General features: G+C 62.9%; 24 protein-coding genes and 2 tRNA genes. 25 read left to right on the forward strand and 1 reads right to left on the reverse strand.

Annotated elements, in window-relative coordinates; all coding sequences use genetic code 11:
* Positions 1 to 7: 7 nt before the first annotated feature.
* Positions 8 to 1324, reverse strand: coding sequence for a TRZ/ATZ family hydrolase (locus A3Q7_RS0101330; RefSeq protein WP_018410048.1), 1317 nt, complete (start codon positions 1322 to 1324; stop codon positions 8 to 10).
* A gap of 183 nt (positions 1325 to 1507) precedes the next feature.
* Here A3Q7_RS0101330 and gyrA point away from each other — a divergent pair, with 183 nt between their 5' ends.
* The 25 genes from gyrA (at position 1508) to A3Q7_RS0101455 (ending at position 25367) form a co-directional block, all read left to right on the forward strand.
* The gene (gene gyrA, locus A3Q7_RS0101335; RefSeq protein ID WP_018410049.1) at positions 1508 to 4120 is read left to right on the forward strand and encodes a DNA gyrase subunit A; all 2613 of its coding nucleotides are present in this window, start codon (positions 1508 to 1510) and stop codon (positions 4118 to 4120) included.
* 8 nt (positions 4121 to 4128) lie between these two features.
* Entirely contained in the window at positions 4129 to 5214 is a 1086-nt protein-coding gene (serC, locus tag A3Q7_RS0101340; RefSeq protein WP_018410050.1) for a 3-phosphoserine/phosphohydroxythreonine transaminase, read from the forward strand.
* A 3-nt stretch (positions 5215 to 5217) separates the two neighbouring features.
* Positions 5218 to 6315: a prephenate dehydratase gene (pheA, locus tag A3Q7_RS0101345; protein ID WP_018410051.1), complete on the forward strand. Its 1098-nt coding sequence runs from the start codon at positions 5218 to 5220 to the stop codon at positions 6313 to 6315.
* On the forward strand, positions 6312 to 7409 hold the full coding sequence (gene hisC / locus A3Q7_RS0101350; protein ID WP_018410052.1) for a histidinol-phosphate transaminase: 1098 nt from the start codon (positions 6312 to 6314) through the stop codon (positions 7407 to 7409). Before pheA ends, hisC begins: the two co-directional genes overlap by 4 nt.
* Positions 7406 to 8284, forward strand: coding sequence for a prephenate dehydrogenase (locus A3Q7_RS0101355; protein ID WP_018410053.1), 879 nt, complete (start codon positions 7406 to 7408; stop codon positions 8282 to 8284). The genes hisC and A3Q7_RS0101355 overlap by 4 nt, the downstream gene beginning before the upstream one ends.
* Before the next feature lie 37 nt (positions 8285 to 8321).
* Positions 8322 to 9617, forward strand: coding sequence for a 3-phosphoshikimate 1-carboxyvinyltransferase (gene aroA, locus A3Q7_RS0101360; RefSeq protein ID WP_018410054.1), 1296 nt, complete (start codon positions 8322 to 8324; stop codon positions 9615 to 9617).
* A complete protein-coding gene (gene cmk, locus A3Q7_RS0101365; RefSeq protein ID WP_018410055.1) occupies positions 9614 to 10288 on the forward strand; it encodes a (d)CMP kinase in 675 nt (224 codons plus the stop codon). The genes aroA and cmk overlap by 4 nt, the downstream gene beginning before the upstream one ends.
* Positions 10289 to 10540: 252 nt before the next feature.
* Positions 10541 to 12247: a 30S ribosomal protein S1 gene (rpsA, locus tag A3Q7_RS0101370; protein ID WP_026224362.1), complete on the forward strand. Its 1707-nt coding sequence runs from the start codon at positions 10541 to 10543 to the stop codon at positions 12245 to 12247.
* 95 nt (positions 12248 to 12342) lie between these two features.
* A complete protein-coding gene (locus tag A3Q7_RS0101375) occupies positions 12343 to 12648 on the forward strand; it encodes an integration host factor subunit beta (protein WP_018410057.1) in 306 nt (101 codons plus the stop codon).
* A gap of 10 nt (positions 12649 to 12658) precedes the next feature.
* The gene (locus A3Q7_RS0101380) at positions 12659 to 12892 is read left to right on the forward strand and encodes a lipopolysaccharide assembly protein LapA domain-containing protein (protein WP_018410058.1); all 234 of its coding nucleotides are present in this window, start codon (positions 12659 to 12661) and stop codon (positions 12890 to 12892) included.
* Between the two features lie 18 nt (positions 12893 to 12910).
* Complete coding sequence (lapB, locus tag A3Q7_RS0101385) at positions 12911 to 14086, forward strand: lipopolysaccharide assembly protein LapB (protein ID WP_018410059.1); 1176 nt, start codon at positions 12911 to 12913, stop codon at positions 14084 to 14086.
* A gap of 10 nt (positions 14087 to 14096) precedes the next feature.
* A complete protein-coding gene (gene rfaE1, locus A3Q7_RS19140; RefSeq protein WP_018410060.1) occupies positions 14097 to 15047 on the forward strand; it encodes a D-glycero-beta-D-manno-heptose-7-phosphate kinase in 951 nt (316 codons plus the stop codon).
* A gap of 39 nt (positions 15048 to 15086) precedes the next feature.
* On the forward strand, positions 15087 to 15689 hold the full coding sequence (locus A3Q7_RS21245; RefSeq protein WP_018410061.1) for a ComEA family DNA-binding protein: 603 nt from the start codon (positions 15087 to 15089) through the stop codon (positions 15687 to 15689).
* A gap of 31 nt (positions 15690 to 15720) precedes the next feature.
* Positions 15721 to 16623 (forward strand): cysteine synthase CysM, encoded by a 903-nt coding sequence (gene cysM / locus A3Q7_RS0101400; protein ID WP_026224363.1) that lies wholly within the window; start codon positions 15721 to 15723, stop codon positions 16621 to 16623.
* A gap of 72 nt (positions 16624 to 16695) precedes the next feature.
* The gene (locus A3Q7_RS0101405; protein ID WP_018410063.1) at positions 16696 to 17487 is read left to right on the forward strand and encodes a 3'-5' exonuclease; all 792 of its coding nucleotides are present in this window, start codon (positions 16696 to 16698) and stop codon (positions 17485 to 17487) included.
* 53 nt (positions 17488 to 17540) lie between these two features.
* A tRNA-Val gene (locus A3Q7_RS0101410) sits at positions 17541 to 17617 on the forward strand.
* Positions 17618 to 17813: 196 nt separating this feature from the next.
* A complete protein-coding gene (thrS, locus tag A3Q7_RS0101415; RefSeq protein WP_018410064.1) occupies positions 17814 to 19736 on the forward strand; it encodes a threonine--tRNA ligase in 1923 nt (640 codons plus the stop codon).
* Complete coding sequence (gene infC / locus A3Q7_RS0101420; protein WP_018410065.1) at positions 19705 to 20286, forward strand: translation initiation factor IF-3; 582 nt, start codon at positions 19705 to 19707, stop codon at positions 20284 to 20286. The genes thrS and infC overlap by 32 nt, the downstream gene beginning before the upstream one ends.
* A 158-nt stretch (positions 20287 to 20444) precedes the next feature.
* On the forward strand, positions 20445 to 20642 hold the full coding sequence (rpmI, locus tag A3Q7_RS0101425) for a 50S ribosomal protein L35 (RefSeq protein ID WP_018410066.1): 198 nt from the start codon (positions 20445 to 20447) through the stop codon (positions 20640 to 20642).
* 12 nt (positions 20643 to 20654) lie between these two features.
* Entirely contained in the window at positions 20655 to 21014 is a 360-nt protein-coding gene (gene rplT / locus A3Q7_RS0101430) for a 50S ribosomal protein L20 (RefSeq protein ID WP_018410067.1), read from the forward strand.
* A 69-nt stretch (positions 21015 to 21083) separates the two neighbouring features.
* Entirely contained in the window at positions 21084 to 22115 is a 1032-nt protein-coding gene (gene pheS, locus A3Q7_RS0101435) for a phenylalanine--tRNA ligase subunit alpha (RefSeq protein WP_018410068.1), read from the forward strand.
* An 11-nt stretch (positions 22116 to 22126) separates the two neighbouring features.
* Complete coding sequence (gene pheT / locus A3Q7_RS0101440; RefSeq protein ID WP_018410069.1) at positions 22127 to 24496, forward strand: phenylalanine--tRNA ligase subunit beta; 2370 nt, start codon at positions 22127 to 22129, stop codon at positions 24494 to 24496.
* Positions 24497 to 24529: 33 nt separating this feature from the next.
* On the forward strand, positions 24530 to 24838 hold the full coding sequence (locus A3Q7_RS0101445) for an integration host factor subunit alpha (protein ID WP_018410070.1): 309 nt from the start codon (positions 24530 to 24532) through the stop codon (positions 24836 to 24838).
* The gene (locus tag A3Q7_RS0101450) at positions 24822 to 25193 is read left to right on the forward strand and encodes a MerR family transcriptional regulator (RefSeq protein ID WP_026224365.1); all 372 of its coding nucleotides are present in this window, start codon (positions 24822 to 24824) and stop codon (positions 25191 to 25193) included. The genes A3Q7_RS0101445 and A3Q7_RS0101450 overlap by 17 nt, the downstream gene beginning before the upstream one ends.
* Before the next feature lie 97 nt (positions 25194 to 25290).
* A tRNA-Pro gene (locus tag A3Q7_RS0101455) sits at positions 25291 to 25367 on the forward strand.
* Positions 25368 to 25495: the final 128 nt, after the last annotated feature.

Consider the following 25495-nt stretch of genomic DNA (forward strand, 5'->3'; position numbering starts at 1 on the left):
CAAGCCGTTATTTACCTACTTGATTCTGCCACAGGCGTGCGCGCGCCTTCAAATTGCTGTTGTGCAGGTGCAACAAGCGTCCATCATGAACCTGCGCATTTCCTGCGACCCATACATCGCTGACGTGTTCCCGGCCGGCGGCATAAATCAGCTGGGATAACGGTGCGAAACAGGGGCGCGTCTGGTCGTGATCGAGATTCACCGCACACAGGTCGGCCTGCTTCCCGGCTTCGATGGAACCGATCTGCCCGTCCAGGCCGAGCGCGCGTGCGCCGCCCAGCGTTGCCATATGCAGCAGATGATGGGCAGGCAGTGCTGCGGCATCCCCGGTCACGAGCTTGGCCATCAGTCCGGCGTGCCGCATCTCCTGGAACATGTCCAGCCTGTTGTTGCTTGCGGCGCCGTCGGTGCCCAGCCCAGCGTTTACCCCCGCTGCGGCCAGCGCTGTGGAGGGGCTGGCGCCGCTGGCGAGCTTCATGTTGGAGGTGGGGCAGTGCGCAATATGCGCGCCTTCCCGGGCCAGCAGTCCGATCTCCGTATCGTCGAGATGTACCGCGTGCACCGCGATGAGGCGGGGGCTGACCAGGCCCAGCCGGCGCAGCCGCTCCAGCGGTCGCACGCCGTGTTCCGCGACGCTCCGCTCGACTTCGTCGCGCGTCTCGTGCACATGCATATGGATCTGCAGGTCCAGTTGTTCCGCCAGCGTCTGGATGCGCTCGAAGGTGGTGTCTCCGACCGTGTAGGGGGCATGGGGAGCAAGCGTGAAATGCAGCCTTGATTGGTGCTTGTAGCGATCCCGTACGGCCAGACCCTTGCTGAGGTACTGGTCGGCGTCGCTTGCCCATGCGCTCGGGAACTCCAGCGCGACGATGCCGAGGGCTGCGCGCATGCCTGCCTCGAGCACGGCTTCAGCGGCCGCGTCGGGAAAGAAGTACATGTCGCTGAAGGTGGTCACGCCTCCCCGCAGCATTTCGGCGCAGGCGAGCAGGGTGCCATCCCGCACGAAGTCGTGGCTCAGATGGGCCCGCTCGGCGGGCCAGATGTGCTCAGTGAGCCAGGTCATCAGAGCACGGTCATCGGCGTAGCCGCGCAGCAGATTCATCGCGGCATGGGCGTGCAGGTTCACCAGACCGGGAACGAGCACATGATCGGGCAGCGCGCGCGTCTGTGTCGCCCGATAGCGCTGCCGGGCCAGATCGGTTGACAGTATGTCAACGATCAGGCCGTCGCGCACCGCCACCGCGTGGTGTTCAAGCACCTGGTTCGCTGGCTGGACCGGGATGATCCAGCGCGCTTCTATCAGCAGGTCGATGTCCCGGGTCATGTCGAAGTTTCGTGGCCGGATACGGAGAGGCGTCAAGTTTAAGCGCGCGGCGTGAAATGCCGGCAAACGGGGCCTCCGGGGCGGAGCCGGCCGCATGTTAAACTTGCGGTTTGGCTGAACAGACTGCGCACCTGCAGTGCCGGGTTCATTTCAACAAACAGCCGCCGTCCGCACTGTCCCCCGATGACCACTTCTTTTGCCAAGGAAACGCTGCCCATTTCGCTTGAAGACGAAATGCGGCACTCCTATCTCGATTACGCGATGAGCGTGATCGTCGGCCGCGCACTGCCGGATGTGCGTGATGGCCTGAAGCCGGTACACCGTCGCGTGCTGTTCGCGATGCACGAAGCGAACATTGCGCACAACCGCCCATACGTGAAGTGCGCGCGCGTCGTCGGTGATGTGATGGGTAAATACCATCCGCACGGCGATTCTGCCATTTACGATACGCTGGTGCGCATGGCGCAGGATTTCTCGCTGCGCTATACGCTGATCGACGGACAGGGCAATTTCGGCTCGGTGGATGGCGACAACGCCGCGGCGATGCGCTACACCGAGTGCCGGCTCGACAGGATCGCTGCCGAACTGCTGGCCGACATCGACAAGGAAACCGTCGATTTCGGCCCCAACTACGACGGCAAGGAGCAGGAGCCGCTGGTCCTGCCCAGTCGCATTCCCAATCTGCTGATCAACGGCAGCGCCGGCATCGCGGTCGGCATGGCGACCAACATCCCGCCACACAACCTGGGTGAGGTGCTGGACGCCTGCCAGTTGCTGCTGGCCGAGCCGGACACCACGATCGAGCAGCTCATCGACATCGTCAAGGCGCCGGATTTCCCGACCAGCGGGCTCATCTATGGCCTCGCCGGCGTGCGCGAGGGCTATCTCACCGGTCGCGGCCGTGTCGTGATGCGCGCGCGAACTCATTTCGAGGACATCGAGCGGGGCAATCGCCAGGCCATCATCGTCGACGAGTTGCCGTATCAGGTGAACAAGAAGACCTTGCTCGAGCGCATCGCAGAGCTGGTCAACGAAAAGAAGATCGAGGGCATTTCAGACATCCGCGACGAGTCCGACAAGTCGGGCATGCGGGTGGTGGTCGAGCTCAAGCGGGGCGAAGTGCCCGAAGTCATCCTGAACAAGCTGTTCAAGCTCACGCAGTTGCAGGACACCTTCGGCATGAACATGGTGGCGCTGGTCGACGGCCGCCCGCGCCTGCTGAACCTGCGCGAAATGCTGGAGTGCTTCCTGTCGCACCGGCGCGAGGTGATTACCCGCCGCACCGTCTACGAATTGCGCAAGGCGCGCGAACGTGGCCATGTGCTGGAGGGTCTGGCGGTCGCCCTGTCCAATATCGACGAGATCATCGCGCTGATCAAGGCGTCCCCGTCGAGGGCCGAAGCACAGACCTCGCTGATGGCGCGCGTGTGGACCTCGCCGCTGGTCGAGCAGATGCTGGCGCGCGCGGGTGCAGATGGCTTCCGCCCCGAGGGGCTGGACCCTGCTTTCGGTTCCTTCGCCGATGGCTATCGCATGTCCGATGTCCAGGCCAAGGCCATCCTTGACATGCAGCTGGCGCGTCTGACCGGCCTCGAACAGGAGAAGATCACCGCCGAGTACAAGGAAGTGATCGAGCAGATCATCGACCTGCTGGACATCCTGGCCCGGCCCGAACGCATCAACCAGATCATCGCCGACGAGATGCGGCAGATCCGCGAACAGTTCGCGGATGGCCGCAAGTCGGAAATCATCGTGCATACCCAGGACCTGGGCATCGAAGACCTGATCGCGCAGCAGGACATGGTGGTCACCCTGTCGCACGGCGGTTACTTCAAGCGCCAGCCGCTTGCCGACTACCGTGCCCAGAAGCGGGGCGGCCGTGGCAAGCAGGCTGCCGCAGTGAAGGATGACGACTTCGTGGACCGCCTGTTCGTGGCCAACACGCACGACTACATCCTGTGCTTCTCCAATCGTGGGCGCGTGTACTGGCTCAAGGTCTATGAAGTGCCGGAAGGCTCGCGCAACTCGCGCGGCAAGCCCATCGTGAATCTGTTCCCGCTGGTCGAAGGCGAAAAGATCACCGCAGTATTGCCGGTCCGTGAGTTCGACGAGAATCACTATATCTTCATGGCGACCGGCCGTGGAACGGTGAAGAAGACGCCGCTGACCGATTTCAGCAATCCGCGCAAGGCCGGCATCATCGCCGTGGACCTCGATGAGGGCGATGCCTTGATCGGCGTCGCGATCACCGACGGTTCAGACGACATCATGCTCTTTTCGGACGCCGGCAAGGCCGTGCGTTTCGCCGAGGAGGATGTGCGCCCCATGGGCCGCACCGCCCGAGGCGTGCGCGGCATGATGCTGGAGGACGGTCAGGGCGTCATCTGCATGCTGGTGTCCAACAATGACGAACTGAGCGTGCTGACCGCCACCGAGAACGGCTTCGGCAAGCGCACCCGGGTCACCGAGTACCCGAAGCATGGCCGTGGCACAAAGGGCGTCATCGCCATACAGACCAGCGAGCGCAACGGCGGAGTCGTGGGTGCGGTGCTCGTGGAACCGAACGACGAAATCATGCTCATCTCTACCGGCGGGGTGCTGATACGTACCCGTGTCGCCGATATCCGCGAGATGGGGCGGTCGACTCAAGGCGTGACCCTGATCAACCTCGATGATGGCACGCGTCTTGCCGGTCTGGAAAAGGTTGTCGAGAGCGAAGGCGAAACGGATGTCGAAGGGGATGCCGAAGGCGACGAGGAACTTGACGCCGAGGGCGGAGGCGAGGGCGAGGAATAAGGTTTCCGATGGGTGATCGCGCGTACAACTTCGGTGCCGGGCCGGCCATGATGCCGGACGAGGTGATCGAGCGGATCGCGCGCGAGTGGCAGGATTTCCATGGCGAAGGCTACTCGGCCATGGAGCTGGGGCATCGCAGCGAGCGTTTCGCCGACATCCTTGCCCGGGCCAAGGCGGATCTGCGCAGCCTGCTGGGCGTTCCGGAGTCGCATCATGTGCTGTTCCTGCACGGCGGAGCCACGCCCCATTTTGCAATGGTCCCGCTCAATCTGGCCGGTCCCGGAGCCGTTGCCGACTACATACACACCGGCTACTGGTCGGACAAGGCGATGGCCGAGGCGAGTGCGCACATCAACGTGCGCATCGCCGCCAGCGCGGCCGACAGCGAGTTCGACCGGGTACCCGACAGGGCGGGCTGGAAGCTGGACCCGCAGGCGGCTTATGTGCACATCTGCGCCAACGAAACGATAGGCGGCGTCGAGTTCGCCGACTATCCGGATACCGGTGCGGTGCCGCTGGTCGCCGACATGTCGTCCAACATCCTGTCCCAGCCGCTGGATGTGTCGCGTTTCGGACTGATCTATGCGGGGGCGCAGAAGAATATCGGGCCCGCAGGACTGGCGGTGGTGATCATTCGCGACGATCTGCTTGGACGGGTGCGCGACGGGGTGCCATCGGTGATGAAGTATGCGCGCCATGTCGAGTGGGATTCGATGTACAACACGCCGGCGGCGTTCTCGATCTGGGTCACCGGGCTCGTTTTCGAGTATGTGAAGAAGCAGGGCGGCGTGGCCGAAATGGCACGTCGCAGCGAAGAGAAGTCGCGCCTCGTCTATGACGTACTCGACCGCTCATCGCTTTACATCAACCGCATCCAGCCAGCGTCACGCTCACGCATGAACATTCCGTTCTTCCTGCGCGAACCGAGGCTGAACACACGTTTCCTGGATGGTGCTCGCCGGCGCGGGCTGCTGAATCTGAAAGGCCACCGGGCAACCGGCGGCATCAGGGCCTCGCTCTACAATGCGATGCCTCTGGACGGCGCGCGCGCGCTGGCCGACTACATGACTGAATTTGAACGAAAGCATGGCTGAAACATGGCTTCCGACCCGAGTCCGAACGACGAATTGCTGAAGTTGCGCGACGCCATCGATGCAATCGACGGTGAGGTATTGCGGCTGATTTCCGAGCGGGCGCGTCACGCGCATCGCATCGGGGAGATCAAGCGGGGCAATATCTACCGACCGGAGCGTGAGGCCCAGGTGTTGCGTCGCCTTGAGGACGACAATCCGGGTCCGCTGCCGCCGCAGGCGGTCAAGACGGTATTCCGCGAAATCATGTCGGCCTGTCTGGCGCTGGAACAGCCGCTCAGCGTTGCCTTTCTTGGCCCGGCCGGAACTTTCTCGGAAAGTGCTGCGCGGCGTCATTTCGGTTCTGCGCCTGCGTTGCAGCCTCATGCGACGATAGATGACGTGTTTCGTGCGGTCGAATCTGGCAACGCGGACTATGGCGTGGTGCCGGTGGAGAACTCCACCGAAGGGGCGGTCGGACGCACACTGGACATGCTGTTGAGCACGACGCGCATGATCTGTGGCGAGGTCATGCTGCGGGTGGAACAGAACCTGATGACGCGCGACACGCCGCTCGAGCAGATCCGGTGCGTGTATTCCCACGCTCAGTCACTGGCCCAGTGTCACGAGTGGCTGAACCGCAACCTGCCCGGCGTTCCGCTGGTCGCGGTGGCCAGTAACGCGGAAGCGGCGATCCGTGCAGGGGAGGAGGAGCGGGCCGCGGCAATTGCGGGTCAAGCGGCCGCGGACGCCTACGGTTTGAAGGTGCTGGCGTCCAATATCGAGGACGATCCGGCCAACACCACGCGCTTCCTTGTGATCGGCGAGCACGATGCCGGGCCGTCAGGCCGTGACAAGACGTCCATCATCTTCACCGTCCAGAACAAGGCAGGCGCGGTGGTGCGTCTGCTGCAGCCCTTGTCCGATGAAGGGGTCAGCATGACCAAGCTGCAGTCGCGGCCGGTGCGCGGATTCGGCAATGGTGGCTGGCAGTATGTGTTCTATGTCGATGTCGAGGGGCATCAGTCCGATCCTGCCGTTGCGCGCGCGCTCGAGCGCATACGCGTCGAGGCGGGATCGCTGAGGGTGCTCGGTTCCTACCCTTTTTCGGTCAGCCAGTCATGAGTGTGTTCGAACGCGCTGCCGCGCACATCCGTTCGATTTCCCCCTATCAGCCGGGCAAGCCGATTTCGGAGCTGGCGCGCGAGATGAGGCTGGACGAGGAGGGCATCGTCAAGCTCGCTTCCAACGAGAATCCTCTGGGCATGAGCGAGCGGGCGAAGGCGGCCGCACTCGCGGCGATTGCCGACGTGCCGCGCTATCCCGATGGCAATGGCTTCGATCTGAAGCAGGCGGTGGCGCGCCATCATGATGTCGACATGAGTCAGATCGTGCTCGGCAACGGTTCCAATGACGTGCTGGAAATGGTGGCGCGTGCGCTGCTCGGAGCCGGCCGCAGCGCGGTCTATTCCAAGCATGCGTTCGCGGTCTATCCGTTGGCCACGCTGGCCGCCGGTGCGGCAGGCATCGAGGTGCCTGCATGCGATTTCGGCTGCGATCTGGACGCGATGCGGGCAGCCATTCGCGATGACACGCGCGTGGTGTTCATCGCCAATCCGAACAACCCGACCGGAACCTTCATCGAAGCGCGGCCGCTGGAACGCTTCGTCGCCTCGGTGCCGCATGATGTCCTGGTGGTGCTGGACGAGGCCTACAGCGAATACCTGCCGGCCTCGCTCGCTTACGATAGTGCGCGCTGGCTCGCACGCTACCCGAACCTGCTGGTTTCGCGCACCTTCTCGAAGGCCTATGGCCTCGCCGGGCTGCGCGTGGGCTACGGGCTGGGACAGCCGGACGTGATCGACCTGCTCAATCGGGTGCGTCAGCCGTTCAACGTGACCAGTGTCGGGCTTGCAGCGGCGGCTGCCGCGCTGGCGGATCAGGATTTCGTCCGTCGCTCCGCCGAACTCAATGCGGCCGGCCTGAAGCAGCTGGCGGTTTTTTTTGACGGAGCAGGCATCGGCTACATACCGTCCTATGCGAATTTCGTCGCTTTCCGTGTCGGCGATGGCGCGGCAGTGAACCAGCGCTTGCTGCAGCAGGGGGTGATCGTGCGGCCGATTGCCGGTTATGCGATGCCCGAGTGGTTGCGCGTGTCGATCGGGCTGGAATCCGAGAACGCCCGCTTCATCGAAGGGCTGCAGAAGGCGCTGGCGTGAACAGACCGCTGATCGGACGTCTGGTCGTTGTCGGCGTCGGCCTCATCGGCGGTTCGTTCGCCGCTGCCTTGCGCCATGCCGGGCAGGTGGGCGAGGTGGTGGGGGTCGGTCGCAGCACCGACAGCATGCGTGAAGCGCTCGATCTGGGCCTGATCGACCGGGCCGAATCCGACTGGGCCTCTGCGATGGAGGGCGCCGATCTGGTCATGCTGGCCACGCCGGTCGGGCAGATGGCCGCAGTCATGTCCGGTCTGCTGCCGCATCTGCCCGCGCATGCGGTGGTGACCGACGCCGGCAGTACCAAAGGCGACGTGGTGGCGGCTGCCCGTCGCTGTTTCGGTGCGCGCATCGCTCAATTCGTACCCGGTCATCCCATCGCCGGCGCGGAGAAGAGCGGACCATCGGCCGCGCGTGCCGACCTGTACGAAAGACGGCGGGTGGTGCTGACGCCACTGGCGGAGAATTCGGCCGAGTCCGTCGATCTCGTACGTCAGGCGTGGCAGTTGTGCGGAGCGCTGATCAGCCTAACCACGCCCGAGCATCATGATCGCTGGCTGGCGTCGGTCAGCCATCTGCCTCACCTGCTGTCCTTTGCGCTGGTATCAGCCTTGGCAGCACGCACGAATGCGGAGGAAATCTTCAATCTCGCTGGCGGGGGCTTCCGCGATTTCACCCGCATCGCCGCCAGCCACCCGGAAATGTGGCGCGACATCTTCTTCGCCAACCGGGAAGCTCTGCTCGCTGAACTGACCGCCTATGAGGCGGAACTTGCCCGCTACCGGCGACTGATCGAGAACGGCGACGCCACGGGTCTCGAGGCGCGCATAGGCAGCGCGCGGGAAGCACGCACTGCCTGGGCCAATCGCCAGGGCTGAACCACTTCCGGGGCCGGAGCGGCTCCGCTTACGCACGATGAAAACCGACTTTCTCGATCTTCCTCCGGCCAGTACCGCACGCGGAACACTGCGCCTTCCCGGCTCCAAGAGCATTTCCAACCGGGCGCTGTTATTGGCTGCGCTGGCCGAAGGCGACACGCTGTTGCATGACCTGCTGTCGTCGGATGACGTCGACCGGATGCTTGATGCCTTGCGCACACTCGCGGTCGACTGGATGCACGCAGGTGGCGACAACTACCGCGTACGGGGCACGGGCGGACGCTTCCCGGTGGTCAAGGCCGACCTTTTTCTCGGCAATGCGGGTACGGCGTTTCGTCCTCTCACTGCCGTGCTCGCGTTGATGGGGGGCGAATATCGACTGCACGGCGTGCCGCGCATGCATGAACGCCCCATCGGCGATCTGGTCGATGCGCTGCGCCAGATGGGGGCCCGTATCGACTACGAGGGAAACGAGGGCTACCCGCCGCTGCGCATCCATCCGGCGCAGTTTCTGGACGCGTCGGTCGTGCGGGTGCGCGGAGACGTGTCCAGCCAGTTCCTGACCGGCCTGCTGATGGCGCTTCCGCTGACCGGGCGGGCGGTGCGGATCGAAATCATCGGCGAGCTCATTTCCAAACCCTATGTTGATATCACGCTGGCCCTGATGCGCCGTTTCGGCGTCAGCGCGGTGCGTCACGACTGGGCCGCCATCGATCTGCCGGCCGCGGCACGCTATGTATCGCCCGGCGACTGTTATGTGGAAGGTGATGCCTCTTCGGCCTCCTATTTCCTGGCCGCGGGTGCCATCGGGGGCGGACCGGTGCGCGTTGAGGGGGTCGGCTACGATTCGGTGCAGGGTGATGTGGCTTTCGCGCACGCACTGGAACAGCTGGGTGCACAGGTCGAAATGGGGCCGAACTGGATGGAGGCGCGTGCGCCTCAGGGCGGGCAGTTGAAAGCTTTTGATCTGGACCTGAATCACATTCCCGATGCGGCCATGACGCTTGCGATCTGCGCCCTGTTTGCCGACGGACCCTGCCGCCTGCGCAATATCGCAAGCTGGCGCGTAAAGGAAACCGACCGTATCGCCGCCATGGCCACCGAACTGCGCAAGCTGGGTGCAGTAGTCGAGGAGGGCAGCGACTATCTCTCGATCACGCCTCCCGCCGTATTTGTCGCGAATGCCGCTATCGATACCTACGACGATCACCGGATGGCCATGTGTTTCTCGCTTGCGACGCTGGCAGGTGTAGCCGTGCGCATCATGGACCCCGGTTGCGTTGCGAAAACCTTTCCCGAGTACTTCTCCCGCTGGGCCGAGGTGGTCGCATGAGCCCGATGCCAGGTGTACCGGTCATCGCGATCGATGGGCCTTCCGCCTCCGGCAAGGGCACGGTGGCGTCCCGTGTGGCCGCCGAGCTTGGCTTCCACCTGCTGGACAGCGGCGCGCTGTATCGCCTCACGGCGGTGGCGGCGCTGCGGGCAGGCGTGGGTTTCGACGACGAGAACGCGCTCGCGCCGGTCGCTGCCGGACTGGATGTCCGCTTTGCCGGTGGGGAAACATGGCTGGCCGGCGAGAATGTTTCGGAAGCCATGCGCAGCGAGTTGGCCTCGGTGGGCGCTTCGAAAGTTGCGGTGCATGGCGCTGTGCGTGCCGCGCTGCTTGAGCGCCAGCGCGCCTTCCGTGAGGCGCCAGGCCTGGTAGCGGATGGCCGCGACATGGGCTCCGTCGTGTTTCCGGATGCCGCGCTCAAAGTGTTCCTGACCGCGAGTGTCGATATCCGCGCGGAACGCCGATATAAGCAGTTGATCGAAAAAGGGCTTTCTGCTAATCTGGAAAGTCTTTCGCAAGATTTGCGCGAACGGGACGAGCGAGACCGCAGCCGGGCGCATGCGCCACTGGTGCAATTGCCCGATGCGATATTGCTCGATACCAGTTCGATGAGCGCGGATGCCGCCGTCCGTTTTGTGCTGGATGCGTGGGCGCAGCGAAAATCGAAGTGATGCAGCAGACGCAGTGATGTAGCGAGCCGCCGGTGGCAGCGAGCCGCCGGTGGCTCGACGAAGCGGGGCCGGCCGCAAGCCGGCCTGATGAAAGTGGGCCGTCGCGAGACGGTCTGATGAAGAGTAGTGGGCCGTCCCGAGACGGCCTAATGACGATTGGGCCGTCGCGAGTCGGCCCGTGGCGTGCGCGGCGGATGTCCGCAGCGTGCAGTGTTCAAATCCAACCCGTTGCCGCGCAAGCGGTTTTTGCCAATGTCCCAAGTTGCCCAGTCTTCCGACTCCATGGAAAGTTTTGCCGCGCTGTTCGAGGAAAGCCTCACGCGCCAGGAAATGCGCGCCGGTGAAGTCATCACCGCCGAAGTCATGCGCGTGGATCAGAATTTCGTCGTCGTCAATGCCGGCCTGAAGTCGGAAAGCTACATCTCGATCGACGAGTTCCGCAGCGATCGCGGTGAACTTACCGTTCAGCCCGGTGATTACGTGTCCGTCGCCATCGAGATGCTCGAGGACGGTTACGGCGAAACCCGTCTGTCGCGCGACAAGGCCAAGCGCATTGCCGCATGGAACGAACTGGAAAAGGCGCTTGGCGATGGTTCCATCGTCAAGGGTCTGGTGACCGGCAAGGTGAAGGGTGGTCTGACCGTCATGACCAACGGCATCCGTGCCTTCCTGCCGGGTTCGCTGGTCGATCTGCGTCCGGTCAAGGACACCACGCCGTACGAAGGCAAGGAATTCGAATTCAAGGTCATCAAGCTCGACCGCAAGCGCAACAATGTTGTCGTGTCGCGCCGTGCCGTGCTCGAACTGACCGCCGGTGAAGAGCGCGAAAAGCTGCTCGAAACCCTCAAGGAAGGCACGGTCGTCAAGGGTATCGTCAAGAACATCACCGACTACGGTGCTTTCGTCGACCTGGGCGGCATCGATGGCCTGCTGCACATCACCGACCTGGCCTGGCGCCGTGTCCGTCACCCGTCGGAAGTGCTGGCGGTGGGCGACGAGGTCGAAGCCAAGGTGCTCAAGTTCGATGCCGAGAAGAACCGCGTGTCGCTGGGCCTCAAGCAGCTCGGCGAAGATCCGTGGGTGGGCATCTCGCGTCGCTACCCGCAGGGTACCCGCCTGTTCGGCAAGGTGACCAATCTGACCGACTACGGCGCGTTCGTCGAAATCGAACAGGGCATCGAAGGTCTGGTGCACGTGTCCGAAATGGACTGGACCAACAAGAACATCCATCCGACCAAGGTTGTCCAGCTGGGCGACGAGGTCGAAGTGATGATCCTCGAAATCGACGAAGACCGTCGCCGTATCTCCCTGGGCATGAAGCAATGCATGCCGAACCCGTGGGAAGATTTCGCGATGAATCACAAGAAGGGCGACAAGGTGCGCGGCCAGATCAAGTCGATCACCGACTTCGGCGTGTTCATCGGCCTGTCGGGTGCCATCGATGGCTTGGTGCACCTGTCGGATCTGTCGTGGTCGCTGGCTGGTGAAGAAGCGGTCCGCAACTACAAGAAGGGTGACGAGATCGAGGCCGTCGTGCTGTCCATCGATGTCGAGCGCGAGCGCATTTCGCTGGGCGTCAAGCAGCTGGATGGAGACCCTTTCACCAACTTCATCGCCACCCACGACAAGAACAGCGTCGTGCGTGGCAGCGTGAAGTCGGTCGATGCCAAGGGTGCGGTGATCGCGCTGAACGAGGACGTCGAAGGCTATCTGCGTGCGTCCGAAGCGTCGCGCGACCGTGTCGAGGATCTCACCACTGTGCTGAGCGTGGGCGATGAAGTCGAGGCGATGATCGTGAATCTGGATCGCAAGACCCGCTCGATCACGCTGTCGGTGCGCGCCAAGGACCAGGCTGAGCAGCAGGATGCGATCCAGAAGATCCAGGCAGAAGGTTCTTCGGCCAGCAGCGGTACCACCAACCTCGGTGCGCTGCTCAAGGCGAAGCTCAAGAACTCCTGATCGGACACCCGGTACGGAGTGCTCGGACAACGCCGCCTACGGGCGGCGTTGTCTTGTGACCGCCCCGCAACGCTTTTTCGCTCATCTGAACCACCATGACCAAATCCGAACTGATCAGCCGGCTGGCCGCCCGATTTCCGCAGTTGGTCGCCAAGGACGCCGATTTCGCGGTGAAGATGATTCTTGATGAGATGACGGCCGCGCTGGTGCGTGGTGACCGGATCGAAATCCGCGGCTTCGGCAGTTTTTCCCTGAATTACCGCCCTCCACGTGTGGGGCGCAATCCGAAGTCCGGCGAGAAGGTGCTGGTCCCCGAGAAGCGGGTGCCCCATTTCAAGGCCGGCAAGGAGCTGCGAGAGCGCGTGGACAAGACCCTGGACCCCGCTACCCGTCCGGTTTGATGACGACGCGATGGCCATCCTGAACTGGGTGCTCCGCATCGTTGCTTTCCTGTTGCTGCTCGGGCTGGCCGCGCGCAACAGCGATCCGGTAACGCTGCGCTTCTTTTTTGGGCAGGCTTGGCACGTGGAGCTATCACTCGTGCTTTTCCTGCTGTTCCTCATCGGTGCGGTGTTCGGTCTGGTCGCCGGCTGGTCCATTGCGCAGCGCCGGGCGACACGTTCGCACGACGACGTGGCCGACTGAACAGCTCTTCATCCATTCATGGAAATCGAACTCTGGTGGCTTCTTGCCCTGCCCCTGTTCTTCGGGCTGGGCTGGCTTGCGGCGCGCATAGACATCCGGCATCTCGTGCGGGAATCCCGCGCGCTGCCAAAGTCCTACTTTGCGGGCCTGAACTTCCTGCTCAACGAACAACCGGATCGTGCCATCGACTCTTTCATCGAGGCGACCAGCAAGGATCCGCAGACCGTCGAACTGCAGTTTGCGCTGGGCAATCTGTTTCGTCGTCGGGGAGAGACCGATCGCGCCATCCAGATCCACCAGGCGCTTGCCAGCCGCGATGACGTGCGCGCGGATCAGCGGCTGGCTGCGCGACTCGAACTCGGACTGGATTTTCTCAAGGCCGGTCTGCTCGACCGCGCAGAAGAGGTGTTCGTCGGATTGCGGGGCAGTGCGCTCGATACCGAGGCGCTGCATCATCTGCTCGACATCTACCAGCAGGAGAAGGAATGGCGCAAGGCGATCGAGATCGCCAAGGTGCTGCCTGAAACCGAATCCCATCGTGCGCAGAAGGACATCGCACAGTTCCTGTGCGAGCTGGCAACTCATGCTCTTGCGCAGTCGCGGCTCGATGACGCGCGCGCACTGCTGGAAGAAGCGCTTTCGACGCACCGCAAGTGCGTGCGGGCCCTCATGTTGCTCGGCGATGTGGCTGCCGCTGACCAGCGGCTGGAGCAGGCCATAGATTGCTGGCAGCGCATCGAACAGCAGAACCCGGTCTATCTTGCGCTGGTGGCGGCGCGCCTGGCCGACGCATACCGGCGTCTGGGGCGCGAACGCCAGGGCATTACGCTGTTGAAGAGCTATCTTGAGCGACATGCTTCGCTCGATCTGCTGGACGTGGTGTTCAAGGAAGAACTGGATGCCGAGGGACCGTCGGGGGCGCTCACCCTGGTGCGGGAGGAGTTGCGGCGCAATCCCACGCTGCTCGGCCTGGACAAGCTGCTCGAGGCGCAGATGCAGACCCTGCCGCCCGAGGCGCGCACCGATTCCGACCTGATGAAGAACATCATCCATGCGCATACCCGGCGGGTGGCCCGCTACCGATGCGATCATTGCGGCTTCAAGGCGCGCCAGTTCCATTGGCGCTGTCCGGCGTGTGGCGGCTGGGAGACCTATCCGCCCAAGCGCACCGAAGAATTCGACCTGACCCCTTGAGCACATCTGCATGAAACCCGTGTTGCCAGACACCCGGAATGCTCGCATCCTCGTCGCCGGCGATGTGATGCTGGATCGCTACTGGTTCGGCGATGTACATCGCATATCCCCCGAAGCACCGGTGCCCGTGGTCAAGATCGACCGCGTCGAGGAGCGGCCGGGCGGCGCGGCGAACGTGGCACGAAACTGCGCAGCGCTGGGCGCGCAGGTCAGCCTGCTGTCGGTGGTGGGTGCCGATGAGCCGGGGCGCACGCTGCGCGCGCAGATGGCGGCGGCATCGATCGATGCATCGTTGCATGAAGATGGCCAGCTCGACACGACGATCAAGTTGCGCGTGCTTGGACGCCAGCAGCAGTTGCTGCGCATCGATTTCGAAAGCGCGCCGGCGCGCGAGGTGCTGTGTGCGAAACTCGATGAGTTCGCACGCCGTGTCAGGGATGCCGATGTCGTGGTGCTGTCCGACTATGGAAAGGGCGCGCTCGCCGATATTCGCGACATGATGGATATCGCGCGCGCCGAGGGCAAGCCGGTACTGGTCGACCCCAAGGGCGACGACTATTCTCGATACGCTGGCGCGACTCTGCTCAAGCCCAACCGCAGCGAACTGCGGGAAGTGGTGGGCAGCTGGAGCGATGACGACGACCTTGCTCGCAGGGCGCACGCTCTGCGCCAGGAACTCGGGCTCGGCGCCTTGCTGCTGACGCGTTCGGATGCCGGCATGAGTCTGTATTCGGCCGACGGTGTCGTGCATGAACCCGCGCTCGCTCGTGAGGTGTATGACGTCAGTGGCGCCGGCGACACGGTGATCGCCGCCATGGCGGTCATGCTTGCATCGGGCGCCACCCAGGTGGAAGCGATGCGGCTGGCCAACCGCGCGGCCGGCATCGTGGTGGGCAAACTGGGTACCGCGGTCTGCTCGCTGCGCGAACTCGAAGCCGATCTGCGCCACGACGACGACTGAGCGCTATCCTCTAGCTGTTGTCGCTTTCCGGAGCCGAGCATGCGCCGTTCGTTGTGTCCTGTCCTGTTGCTGGTGTTCGCCTTGCCCGCATGGGCGGCGCTCGATCTGAACAAGGCGTCCGAGGCGGAGCTGGACGCGCTGCCCGGGGTGGGGCCTGCTCGCGCGCGCGCAATTGTCGAGTACCGGGTGGCCCACGGACCGTTCGGATCGGTGGACGATCTGGGCAAGGTCAAGGGCATCGGCGCCCGGACTTTGGCCGGCCTGACGCCGCTGCTTGTCGTGCAGGTCCAGCCGGAAGGTGCGGCCGGGCCTGCACGGTCCCCGGTCACGCCCGACATGCCGTCTCCATCGAATGCCGGCGCCTCCGGCATTTCCTGGATGTGGATGCTGGCCGCTGCCATTATCGTAATGTTCGCGGTCATCGCAGTGCTGCGCGCACGGCGCGCCGCATCGCCCGGCAGTCTGTCGCCGGCAGCGACGGTTGAGCCGGCCGGTGCGGCGAAGTCATCCGCGCCTGCGGCAGGCGCTCCGTCGTCACCGCCTCCGCGTCCGGCAGGATCCGTGCCGACGCCCGCAGGAGCGGCATCTGCCGCGCCCCCCAAGCCGGCGGGCGACCCACCGAAGCCGGCCGGGCAGCGTTGAACTGTCTTCTGAACCTTCACGGATGGGCATCATGAACTACAAGACACTGCAGGATTTCGTCGGCAACACGCCTTTGGTCCGTTTGCAGCGACTGCCGGGAGCAGGAAACGAAGGCAGGGGCAATGTCATCCTGGCAAAGCTCGAGGGCAACAATCCCGCGGGTTCGGTCAAGGACAGGCCCGCGCTGTCCATGATCCTGCGTGCCGAGGAGCGTGGTGACATCAAGCCGGGCGACACGCTGATCGAGGCGACCAGCGGGAACACCGGCATCGCGCTGGCGATGGTGGCCGCCATGCGCGGTTACCGGATGATTCTCGTCATGCCGGAGAACCAGAGCATCGAACGACGCCAGAGCATGGCGGCCTATGGCGCCGAACTGGTGCTCACGTCGAGGGATGGCGGCATGGAGCTGGCGCGTGACGTGGCCGAAAAAATGCGCGACGAAGGACGGGGCATCATCCTCGACCAGTTCGCCAACGCGGACAATCCGCGCGCCCACATAGAAGGCACCGGCCCGGAGATCTGGCGGGATACCGATGGCCGTGTGACTCATTTTGTCAGTTCAATGGGCACCACTGGCACCATCATGGGCACGTCGACCTACCTGAAGTCGAAGAATCCAGCGGTACAGATCATCGGCTGCCAGCCCGAGGAGGGCTCGCAGATTCCCGGCATACGCAAGTGGCCGGAAGCCTACCTGCCGAAGATCTATGATCGTGCCCGCGTTGACCGGCTCGAGTATGTGTCACAGGTGGATGCCGAGGACATGACGCGCCGCCTCGCGCGCGAGGAGGGCATCTGCGCCGGCATCAGTTCAGGTGGCGCACTGACGGTCGCACTGCGCATTGCGGAAGAGGTCGAGAATGCGACCATCGTCACCATCGTGTGCGATCGCGGTGACCGCTATCTGTCGACCGGCGTGTTCCCCTCGTGAACGGGACCGAGCGGCGGTCCGTTCACCCACGGTAGAATTCCGCCGATTCGCCTTCTCCGGAGACAGGGTTCCATGGCCGCAGTACTCGTGTTCGACATCGAAAGCATTCCGGACGTCGCCGGCATCCGCGCCCTGAACAGGCTGCCCGCCGATCTGTCCGATGCCGAGGTTGCCGAGTTTGCGTTCCAGCAGCGACGGGCGGCCGTCGGACATGACTTCCTGCCCCTGCATCTGCAGCGCGTGGTGGTCATTTCCTGTGCCTTGCGCGATGCGAAGTCGCTCAAGGTATGGTCACTGTCGGAGCCCGAGAACGGCGAAGGCCAGATCATCCAGCGCTTCTACGAAGGCATCGAGAAGCTCACGCCGCAGATCGTGTCCTGGAACGGCGCCGGATTCGATCTTCCGGTACTGCATTACCGCGGTCTCATCCACGGCGTGACCGCGCCGCGCTACTGGGAAATGGGCGAGGGCGACGGGGCGGATGCGCGCGAATTCAAGTGGAACAACTACATCAGCCGTTACCACTCGCGTCATCTGGACCTGATGGACCTTCTCGCGCTCTATCAGGGGCGCGGTAACGCGCCCCTGGACGAACTCGCCAAGCTGATCGGTTTTCCCGGCAAGCTGGGCATGGACGGTTCCGCGGTGTGGGGGGCGTGGCAGCGCGGCGAGATCGCGCAGATCCGTGATTACTGCGAAACCGACGTGCTGAACACCTTTCTCGTGTTCCAGCGCTTCCAGTTGATGCGCGGCGTGCTTGATCGCGGGCAGTACGATCAGGAAATCGCTTTCGTGCGGGACTGGCTGGCTGCCCAGCCGGGCGAGCACTGGAAGGAATACCTCGCTGCCTGGCAGGCTGGCTGAAAATAATTCTCTTGTAAGCGGGCGAAAAGCCGCTATACTTGCGCCCTCTTTGCAGGCGCGTAGCTCAGCTGGTTAGAGCACCACCTTGACATGGTGGGGGTCGTTGGTTCGAGTCCAATCGCGCCTACCAACACCACACTGCAGGTTCGAAAGGCAGCGTTATGACACCGCGAACTCGTTTCATCCCGGGAGCCATCATCGCCTGAGGCCTGCAGCCAAAGACGCACGTGACGACGTGCGCAGACAGAAAAGTGCGGCCAAGGCCGCACTTTTTTTTCGTCCGTCGATTCCATTACAGACCCGTTACCGTTTTCCGGAGCACCTCCATGGTCAACATCACCCTGCCCGATGGTTCGGTCCGCAGTTTTGATTCCGCAGTAACGGTGCGCGATGTCGCCGCCTCAATCGGTGCCGGCCTTGCCAAGGCCGCACTGGCCGGGCGCGTGAACGGCAGGCTGGTCGATACGTCCTACCTGATCGAGGGTGATGCGCAACTGGCCATCGTGACCGACAAGGATGCTGACGGCCTGGACATGATCCGTCACTCGACCGCCCACCTGTTGGCCTATGCCGTGAAAGAGCTGTTTCCGGATGCGCAGGTGACCATCGGTCCGGTCATCGACAACGGCTTCTATTACGATTTCTCCTACAAGCGCCCGTTTACGCCGGAAGACTTGGTCGCCATCGAGCAGCGCATGGCCGATCTCGCGAAGAAGGACATTCCGGTGTCGCGCGAGGTGTGGCCACGCGACAAGGCGGTCGACTTCTTCAAGTCCATCGGCGAGCACTACAAGGCGGAAATCATCGCGTCGATCCCGGCCGGTGAGGATGTATCCCTTTATCGGGAGGGCGATTTCATCGATCTGTGCCGCGGCCCGCATGTGCCGTCCACCGGCAAGCTCAAGGTGTTCAAGCTGATGAAGGTGGCGGGCGCCTACTGGCGTGGCGATGCGAAGAATGAAATGCTGCAGCGCATCTATGGCACGGCATGGGCGAAGAAGGATGAGCAGGACGCCTATCTCAACATGCTGGAAGAGGCGGAAAAGCGCGACCACCGACGGCTCGCGAAGCAACTCGACCTCTTCCACATGCAGGAAGAGGCGCCTGGCATGGTGTTCTGGCATCCGAAGGGCTGGGTCGTGTGGCAGCAGATCGAGCAATACATGCGCAATGCGCTCGATCGCGCGGGTTATCGCGAGGTGAAGACGCCGCTCATGATGGACCGCGTGCTGTGGGAGAAGTCCGGACATTGGGAAAACTACCGCGAGAACATGTTCACCACCGAGTCGGAAAAGCGCGACTACGCGGTAAAGCCGATGAACTGCCCGGGCCACGTACAGATCTTCAACAACACGCTGCATTCCTACCGCGATCTGCCGCTGCGCATCGCCGAATTCGGCTCCTGCCATCGCAATGAGCCGTCCGGCGCCTTGCACGGATTGATGCGTGTGCGCGGCTTCGTGCAGGACGATGCACACATTTTCTGTACCGAAGGCCAGATCACCGCGGAAGTGACCGCGTTCAACGAACTGCTGCAGAGCGTCTATCGCGATTTCGGCTTCACCGATGTGGCGGTCAAGCTCTCGTTGAGACCCGCCAAACGGGCGGGTTCAGATGACGTGTGGGATCGTGCGGAGCAAGGCTTGCGTGACGCCCTGTCCGCCTCGGGCATGCAGTGGGAGGAGTTGCCGGGCGAGGGCGCGTTCTACGGCCCCAAGATCGAATACCACATCAAGGATGCGATCGGCAGGTCCTGGCAGTGCGGTACCCTGCAGCTGGACTTCGTGCTGCCCGAACGCTTGGGCGCGGAGTATGTCGCCGAGGACAATTCGCGTCAGCGTCCGGTCATGCTGCATCGTGCGGTCCTTGGATCGCTGGAGCGCTTCATCGGCATCCTGATCGAGAACCATGCCGGCAACTTCCCGCTGTGGCTGGCACCGGTCCAGGTGGTCGTGATGAGCATCACGGAGGCGCAGGCTGATTACGCCCAGAAAGTTGCAGATGCGCTGCGCGACGCCGGTCTGCGCGTTGAATGCGATTTGCGCGGCGAGAAAATTAACTATAAAATCCGCGAACATAGCTTGCAAAAGTTGCCCTACCAGATCGTCGTCGGCGACAAGGAAAAGGCAGCGAACATGGTGGCCGTGCGTGCCCGTGGCAATATCGACCTCGGGCAGATGTCTCTCAGCGACCTGATTCAGCGTCTGTCTGAAGAAGTTGCGACGCGAGGCATCGATCGCACGGCTTGATTTTTTTCGTCTCGGGAGCACGAGCATCAGTCAGCAAAAATCGCAGCGCATCAATTCGGAGATCAACGCCCCGGAAATCCGCCTCGTGGGCGATGAGGGCGAGCAACTCGGAATCATGTCTTCACGCCAGGCATTGGCCATGGCGGAGGAAGCCGGGCTTGATCTGGTCGAAATTGCGCCGCTCGCAAAGCCGCCGGTCTGTCGTCTGATGGACTATGGCAAGTTCAAGTATCAGGAAGCAAAGCGTGCTGCCGAGGCGAAAGCCAAGCAGAAGCAGATACAGGTCAAGGAAGTCAAGTTCCGTCCGGGGACGGACGAGGGTGACTATCAGATCAAGCTGCGCAACCTGACACGTTTCCTGCAGGACGGTGACAAGGCGAAAGTGACGCTGCGTTTCCGCGGGCGCGAAATGGCGCACCAGGAATTCGGCATCCGTCTGCTTGAGCGAGTGAAGAGCGATCTGGAAGCGCTGGCCGTGGTCGAGCAGTTTCCGAAGCTTGAAGGTCGCCAGCTCATCATGGTGCTGGCGCCGCAGAAGAAAAAGGTCTGAGACAGTTTCTGGATCTGCCGGAACCCACCGGCGATACGCGAAGCTCAGGCTTCGCGTCGCCGACACGAAAGTGTCGGCAAAACAAGTATTCACGGGTCTGAAAGTGCAGCGAACGGTTCGCGGCCACCTGTGAAGATGACATAAATGGAGTTTCTGTCATGCCCAAGATGAAGACCAAGAAAGGTGCTGCAAAGCGCTTCAAGGTCCGGGCGAGCGGCAGCATCAAGCGCTCGCAGGCGTTCAAGCGCCACATCCTCACCAAGAAGACGACCAAGTCGAAGCGTCAGCTTCGCGGTATGACGGCGGTGCACGCCACGGACGACGCACGCGTCCGCAACATGATGCCCTACGCGTAAGGAGTCCGACAGATGCCGAGAGTCAAGCGTGGTGTGACGGCACGGGCCCGTCACAAGAAGGTCCTCGATCAGGCCAAGGGTTACCGCGGTCGTCGCAAGAGCGTATACCGCATCGCCAAGGAAGCGGTGATGAAGGCGGGGCAATATGCCTACCGCGATCGTCGCCAGCGCAAGCGCCAGTTCCGTTCGCTGTGGATCGTGCGTATCAACGCCGCCGCCCGCGAACTGGGCATGACCTACTCGACCCTGATCAATGGCCTGAACAAGGCGTCGATCCAGGTCGATCGCAAGGTGCTGGCTGATCTCGCCGTGTTCGACAAGGCTGCGTTTGCAGCCATTGCGAACCAGGCCAAGGCCAAGCTCGCCGCCTGAGCGTGCACGACGCAAAAAAAGGAGGCCTGGCCTCCTTTTTTTGTCCCTGAATCAAGTGGGTAGACCTCGATGAGTGATCTGGAAGTCCTTGTTTCGCAAGCTGAATCGGATTTTTTGGCCGCACCCGATGTGAGCGCTCTGGAGCAGGCCAAGGCACGCTATCTGGGCAAGGCGGGCAGCCTGACAGAGCGGCTCAAGGGGTTGGGCAAGCTCGATCCCGACGCGCGCAAGGAGGCCGGAGCGGCCATCAATGTCGCCAAGCAGAAAGTCGAGATGGCGCTTGAGGCGCGCCGCGAGGCCCTGCGACGCGCCGCACTCGAAGCCCGTCTGGCCGAGGAAGCGCTCGATGTGACGCTGCCCGGACGTGGTTCCGGCAGAGGTGGATTGCATCCGGTGTCGCGTACGCTGGAGCGTATCGAGAAGCTGTTCCGCGGCATCGGGTTCGACGTGGCGGATGGGCCGGAGATAGAAACCGATTTCCACAATTTCACGGCACTGAATACGCCGGAAAATCATCCGGCGCGGTCCATGCATGACACCTTCTATCTGGAAGGTGCCAGTGACGTCATGCTGCGCACCCATACCAGCCCGATCCAGGTGCGCTACATGCAGGCTCATGTGGCCCGTCATGCTGCGGCCCCGGTGATGCCCGAAATACGCATCATTGCGCCGGGCCGCGTCTATCGCGTCGATTCCGACGCCACGCATTCGCCGATGTTTCACCAGGTGGAGGGTCTGTGGGTCGGTGAATCGGTCAGCTTTGCCGACCTGAAGGGTGTAGTGAGCGACTTCCTGCATCGATTCTTCGAGACCGATCAGCTCGATGTGCGTTTCCGGCCTTCGTTCTTCCCGTTTACCGAGCCGTCCGCGGAGATCGATGTCGCATTCATGAGCGGGCCGCTGGCCGGACGCTGGCTGGAGATCGCCGGCTGCGGCATGGTGCATCCGAATGTGCTCGGCCACTGTGGCATCGATTCCGAGCGTTACACCGGATTCGCTTTCGGCTTCGGCCCGGACCGGCTGACCATGCTCCGGTATGGCATCAATGATCTGCGCCTGTTCTATGACGGCGACGTGCGCTTCCTGAGCCAGTTCCGCTGAGGTTCCGAGACATGCAATTTTCCGAAAACTGGTTGCGCAGCTTCGTCGATCCGGCGATCGACACCGCCGCTCTGTCCCATTTGCTGACCATGGCAGGCCTCGAGGTCGAGGAACTGCATCCTGCCGCCGCGGCGTTCTCCGGAGTGGTGGTCGCCGAAGTGCTGTCGGTTGCGCCGCACCCTGACGCCGATCGCCTGCGCGTATGCCAGGTGAACACAGGTGGAGAGCCGCTGCAGATCGTATGTGGCGCGCCGAACGTGGCTGCTGGCATGAAGGTGCCGTGTGCGACCGTCGGCGCGAAGCTGCCCGGCATAGACATCAAGCGCGCCAAGCTGCGCGGTGTGGAAAGCAATGGCATGCTGTGCTCGGCGCGCGAACTGGGCATATCGGATGAGGCCTCCGGCCTGCTTGCCTTGCCGGGCGATGCGCCGGTCGGTCAGGACATCCGTGACTATCTCGATCTTGATGACCATGTTTTCGTCATCAAGCTCACCCCGAATCGCGCCGATTGTTTCGGCATGCAGGGCATTGCGAGAGAAGTGTCGGCGCTGACCGGCACGCCAGTCAGGCTTGCGGAGTGGACGCCGGCACCTGTGGCCATAGCCGATGTGCTGCCGGTGCGCATCGACGCGGACGACCTGTGCGGCCGGTTCTCCGGCCGCGTCATCCGCGGCGTGAATGCGCGCGCGCAGACACCTGACTGGATGAAGCGCAGGCTGGAGCGCGCGGGCATGCGTTCGATTTCCATCCTGGTCGACATTTCCAACTACGTCATGCTGGAAATGAACCGGCCGAATCACGTGTTCGACCTGGACAAGGTGCAGGGTGGCTTGTCGGTTCGGTGGGCCCGGACCGGCGAAAAGCTCGAACTGCTGAATGAACAGACGATAGAACTGACGCCCGATTGCGGAGTGATCGCCGACGACCGGGGTGTGGAGAGCTTTGCCGGCATCATGGGCGGCGCTTCTACCGCCTGCTCGGATGACACGCGCAACATCTACGTTGAAGCTGCATTCTGGCTGCCCGACGCGATCCAGGGCCGGGCTCGCCGTTATGGATTCTCCAGCGAAGCGGCACATCGCTTCGAACGCGGTGTGGATTTTGCCGATACCGTGGCCGGCGTGGAGCGTGTCACAGGACTGATACTCGAGCTGTGCGGCGGACAGGCGGGCCCGATCGATGACCAGATCACGCGACTGCCGGAGCGGCGTCCGGTGCGGCTGCGTCCGGCGCGTGCTGCGCGTGTTCTCGGCATGGACCTCGGCGAGGAGGCCATCGCGACATTGCTGGGCCGTCTCGGCCTGTCCTTCGTCCGCGACGCAGGCGATTTCATCGTACAGCCGCCGAGCTGGCGTTTCGATCTCGAGATCGAGGTTGACCTGATCGAGGAACTGGCGCGTCTGCATGGTTACGACAACTTCCCGACCACGCCGCCGGTCGGCCGGCTCGCCATGCCGGAGTCGTGCGAGGCCAGGCGCGACGCCTATGCCCTCCGGCATCTGATGGCGGATCGGGACTACCAGGAGGTGATCAATTTCGCCTTCGTCGAGGCCTCGTGGGAAGGCGATTTCGCCGGCAACGGACAGCCCGTCGTGCTGGCCAATCCGATCGCGAGCCAGATGTCGGTCATGCGTTCGACCTTGTTGAGCGGCCTGGTGGACAATGTGGCGACCAATCGTCGCCGCCAGATCGACCGTGTGCGTGTGTTCGAGATAGGTCGATGTTTCGCGAAGGACGCAAACGCGGAACCGGTGCCCGGTTACCGCCAGACCTTGCGCATCGCTGGGCTTGCGTGGGGGCCGGTGTTCGCTGAACAGTGGGGGGCTCAGGGCCGGCCGGTGGATTTCTTCGACCTGAAGGCGGATGTCGAAGCGCTCCTGTGGCCACACCAGGCGGAATTCGCGGTGGCATCTCATCCGGCCGTGCATCCGGGGCGTTCCGCATCGATCTCGCTCGACGGTATCGTGATCGGTCATATCGGAGAACTGCACCCCGAACTGGTTCAGCGCTACGAACTGGGCACCCCGCCTGTCGTGTTTGAAGTCGATGTCGACCCGCTGCTTGCGGTACCGATGCCGGCGCATCGCGTCATGTCCCGTCAGCCTTCCGTCCGCCGCGATCTGGCCTTCGTGCTGCCGCGCGCGACGTCTGCGGGCTCGCTGCTCGCGGGTCTGCGCAAGGCTGCGCCGGACATCGTGCGCGACATCGCCCTGTTCGATCTTTATCAGGGCAAGGGCATAGCAGATACGGAAAAAGGCTTTGCTTTCCGGATAGTTATGCAAGATACTGAACGTACTTTGGCGGACGCGGAAGTGGATGCGGCCGTACAGCAACTGGTGAGCTATGCAGAAGGTGAGTTCGGTGCGAAGCTGCGCACGTGAAGCGGCCAAGTGTCTGAAGCAAGAGGAAGCCGCATGAGCACACTGACCAAGGCCGAACTGGCGGAAATGCTGTTTGAACAGGTGGGCCTGAACAAGCGCGAAGCCAAAGATATGGTTGAAGCTTTTTTTGACGAAATCCGTGACGCGCTTGAAGGCGGCGATGGCGTCAAGTTGTCCGGTTTCGGCAATTTCCAGTTGCGCGACAAACCGCAGCGGCCGGGGCGCAACCCCAAGACCGGCGAAGAAATCCCGATCACCGCCCGGCGGGTCGTGACCTTTCACGCGAGTCAGAAACTGAAGTCGGCAGTCGAGGGCATCGCTTACGATGGATCCGACGAATAAGGACGCTCTCGCACCTTTGCCGGCGATTCCAGCGAAGCGCTACTTCACGATAGGCGAGGTGAGCGAGCTGTGTGGCGTCAAGCCGCACGTGCTGCGTTACTGGGAGCAGGAATTCACGCAGCTCAAGCCGGTCAAGAGGCGCGGCAACCGCCGTTACTACCAGCATCACGAAGTCCTTCTCGTACGGCGCATACGCCAGTTGCTGTACGAGGAGGGTTTCACCATCAGCGGTGCCCGCAACCGGCTCGATGGCAGCGACCCGCAATCGTCCGTTTCGACCGAGGTGCCGTCCTCCGCTCCCGACCTGCGCGCTCTGCGTGAAGAGATCAAGGCGATACTCGATCTGTTGTCTTGACCGCCGCCCCGGCGTTGCATGCGTGCCAGCGCGTCGTTGATTTATTCGTGCCGACGCCCCTCAACAGTCGATCCCCTGTTATAATTTTCGGCTGAGTCGGGGCGTAGCGCAGCCTGGTAGCGCACTTGCATGGGGTGCAAGGGGTCGCGAGTTCGAATCCCGCCGCCCCGACCATTTGAACATTCTTCCTCCGTAAGTTCTTCGCGACTACGGACGGCCAAGCGAAACGGCCGCACCTCGGTGCGGCCGTTCTCTTTGATTCCGCAGTGACAAGTTGAGGTTCAGTGCCGCGTGCGCATCAA

The sequence above is a fragment of the Methyloversatilis thermotolerans genome (assembly GCF_000372885.1).
Classification (GTDB): Bacteria; Pseudomonadota; Gammaproteobacteria; order Burkholderiales; family Rhodocyclaceae; genus Methyloversatilis; species Methyloversatilis thermotolerans.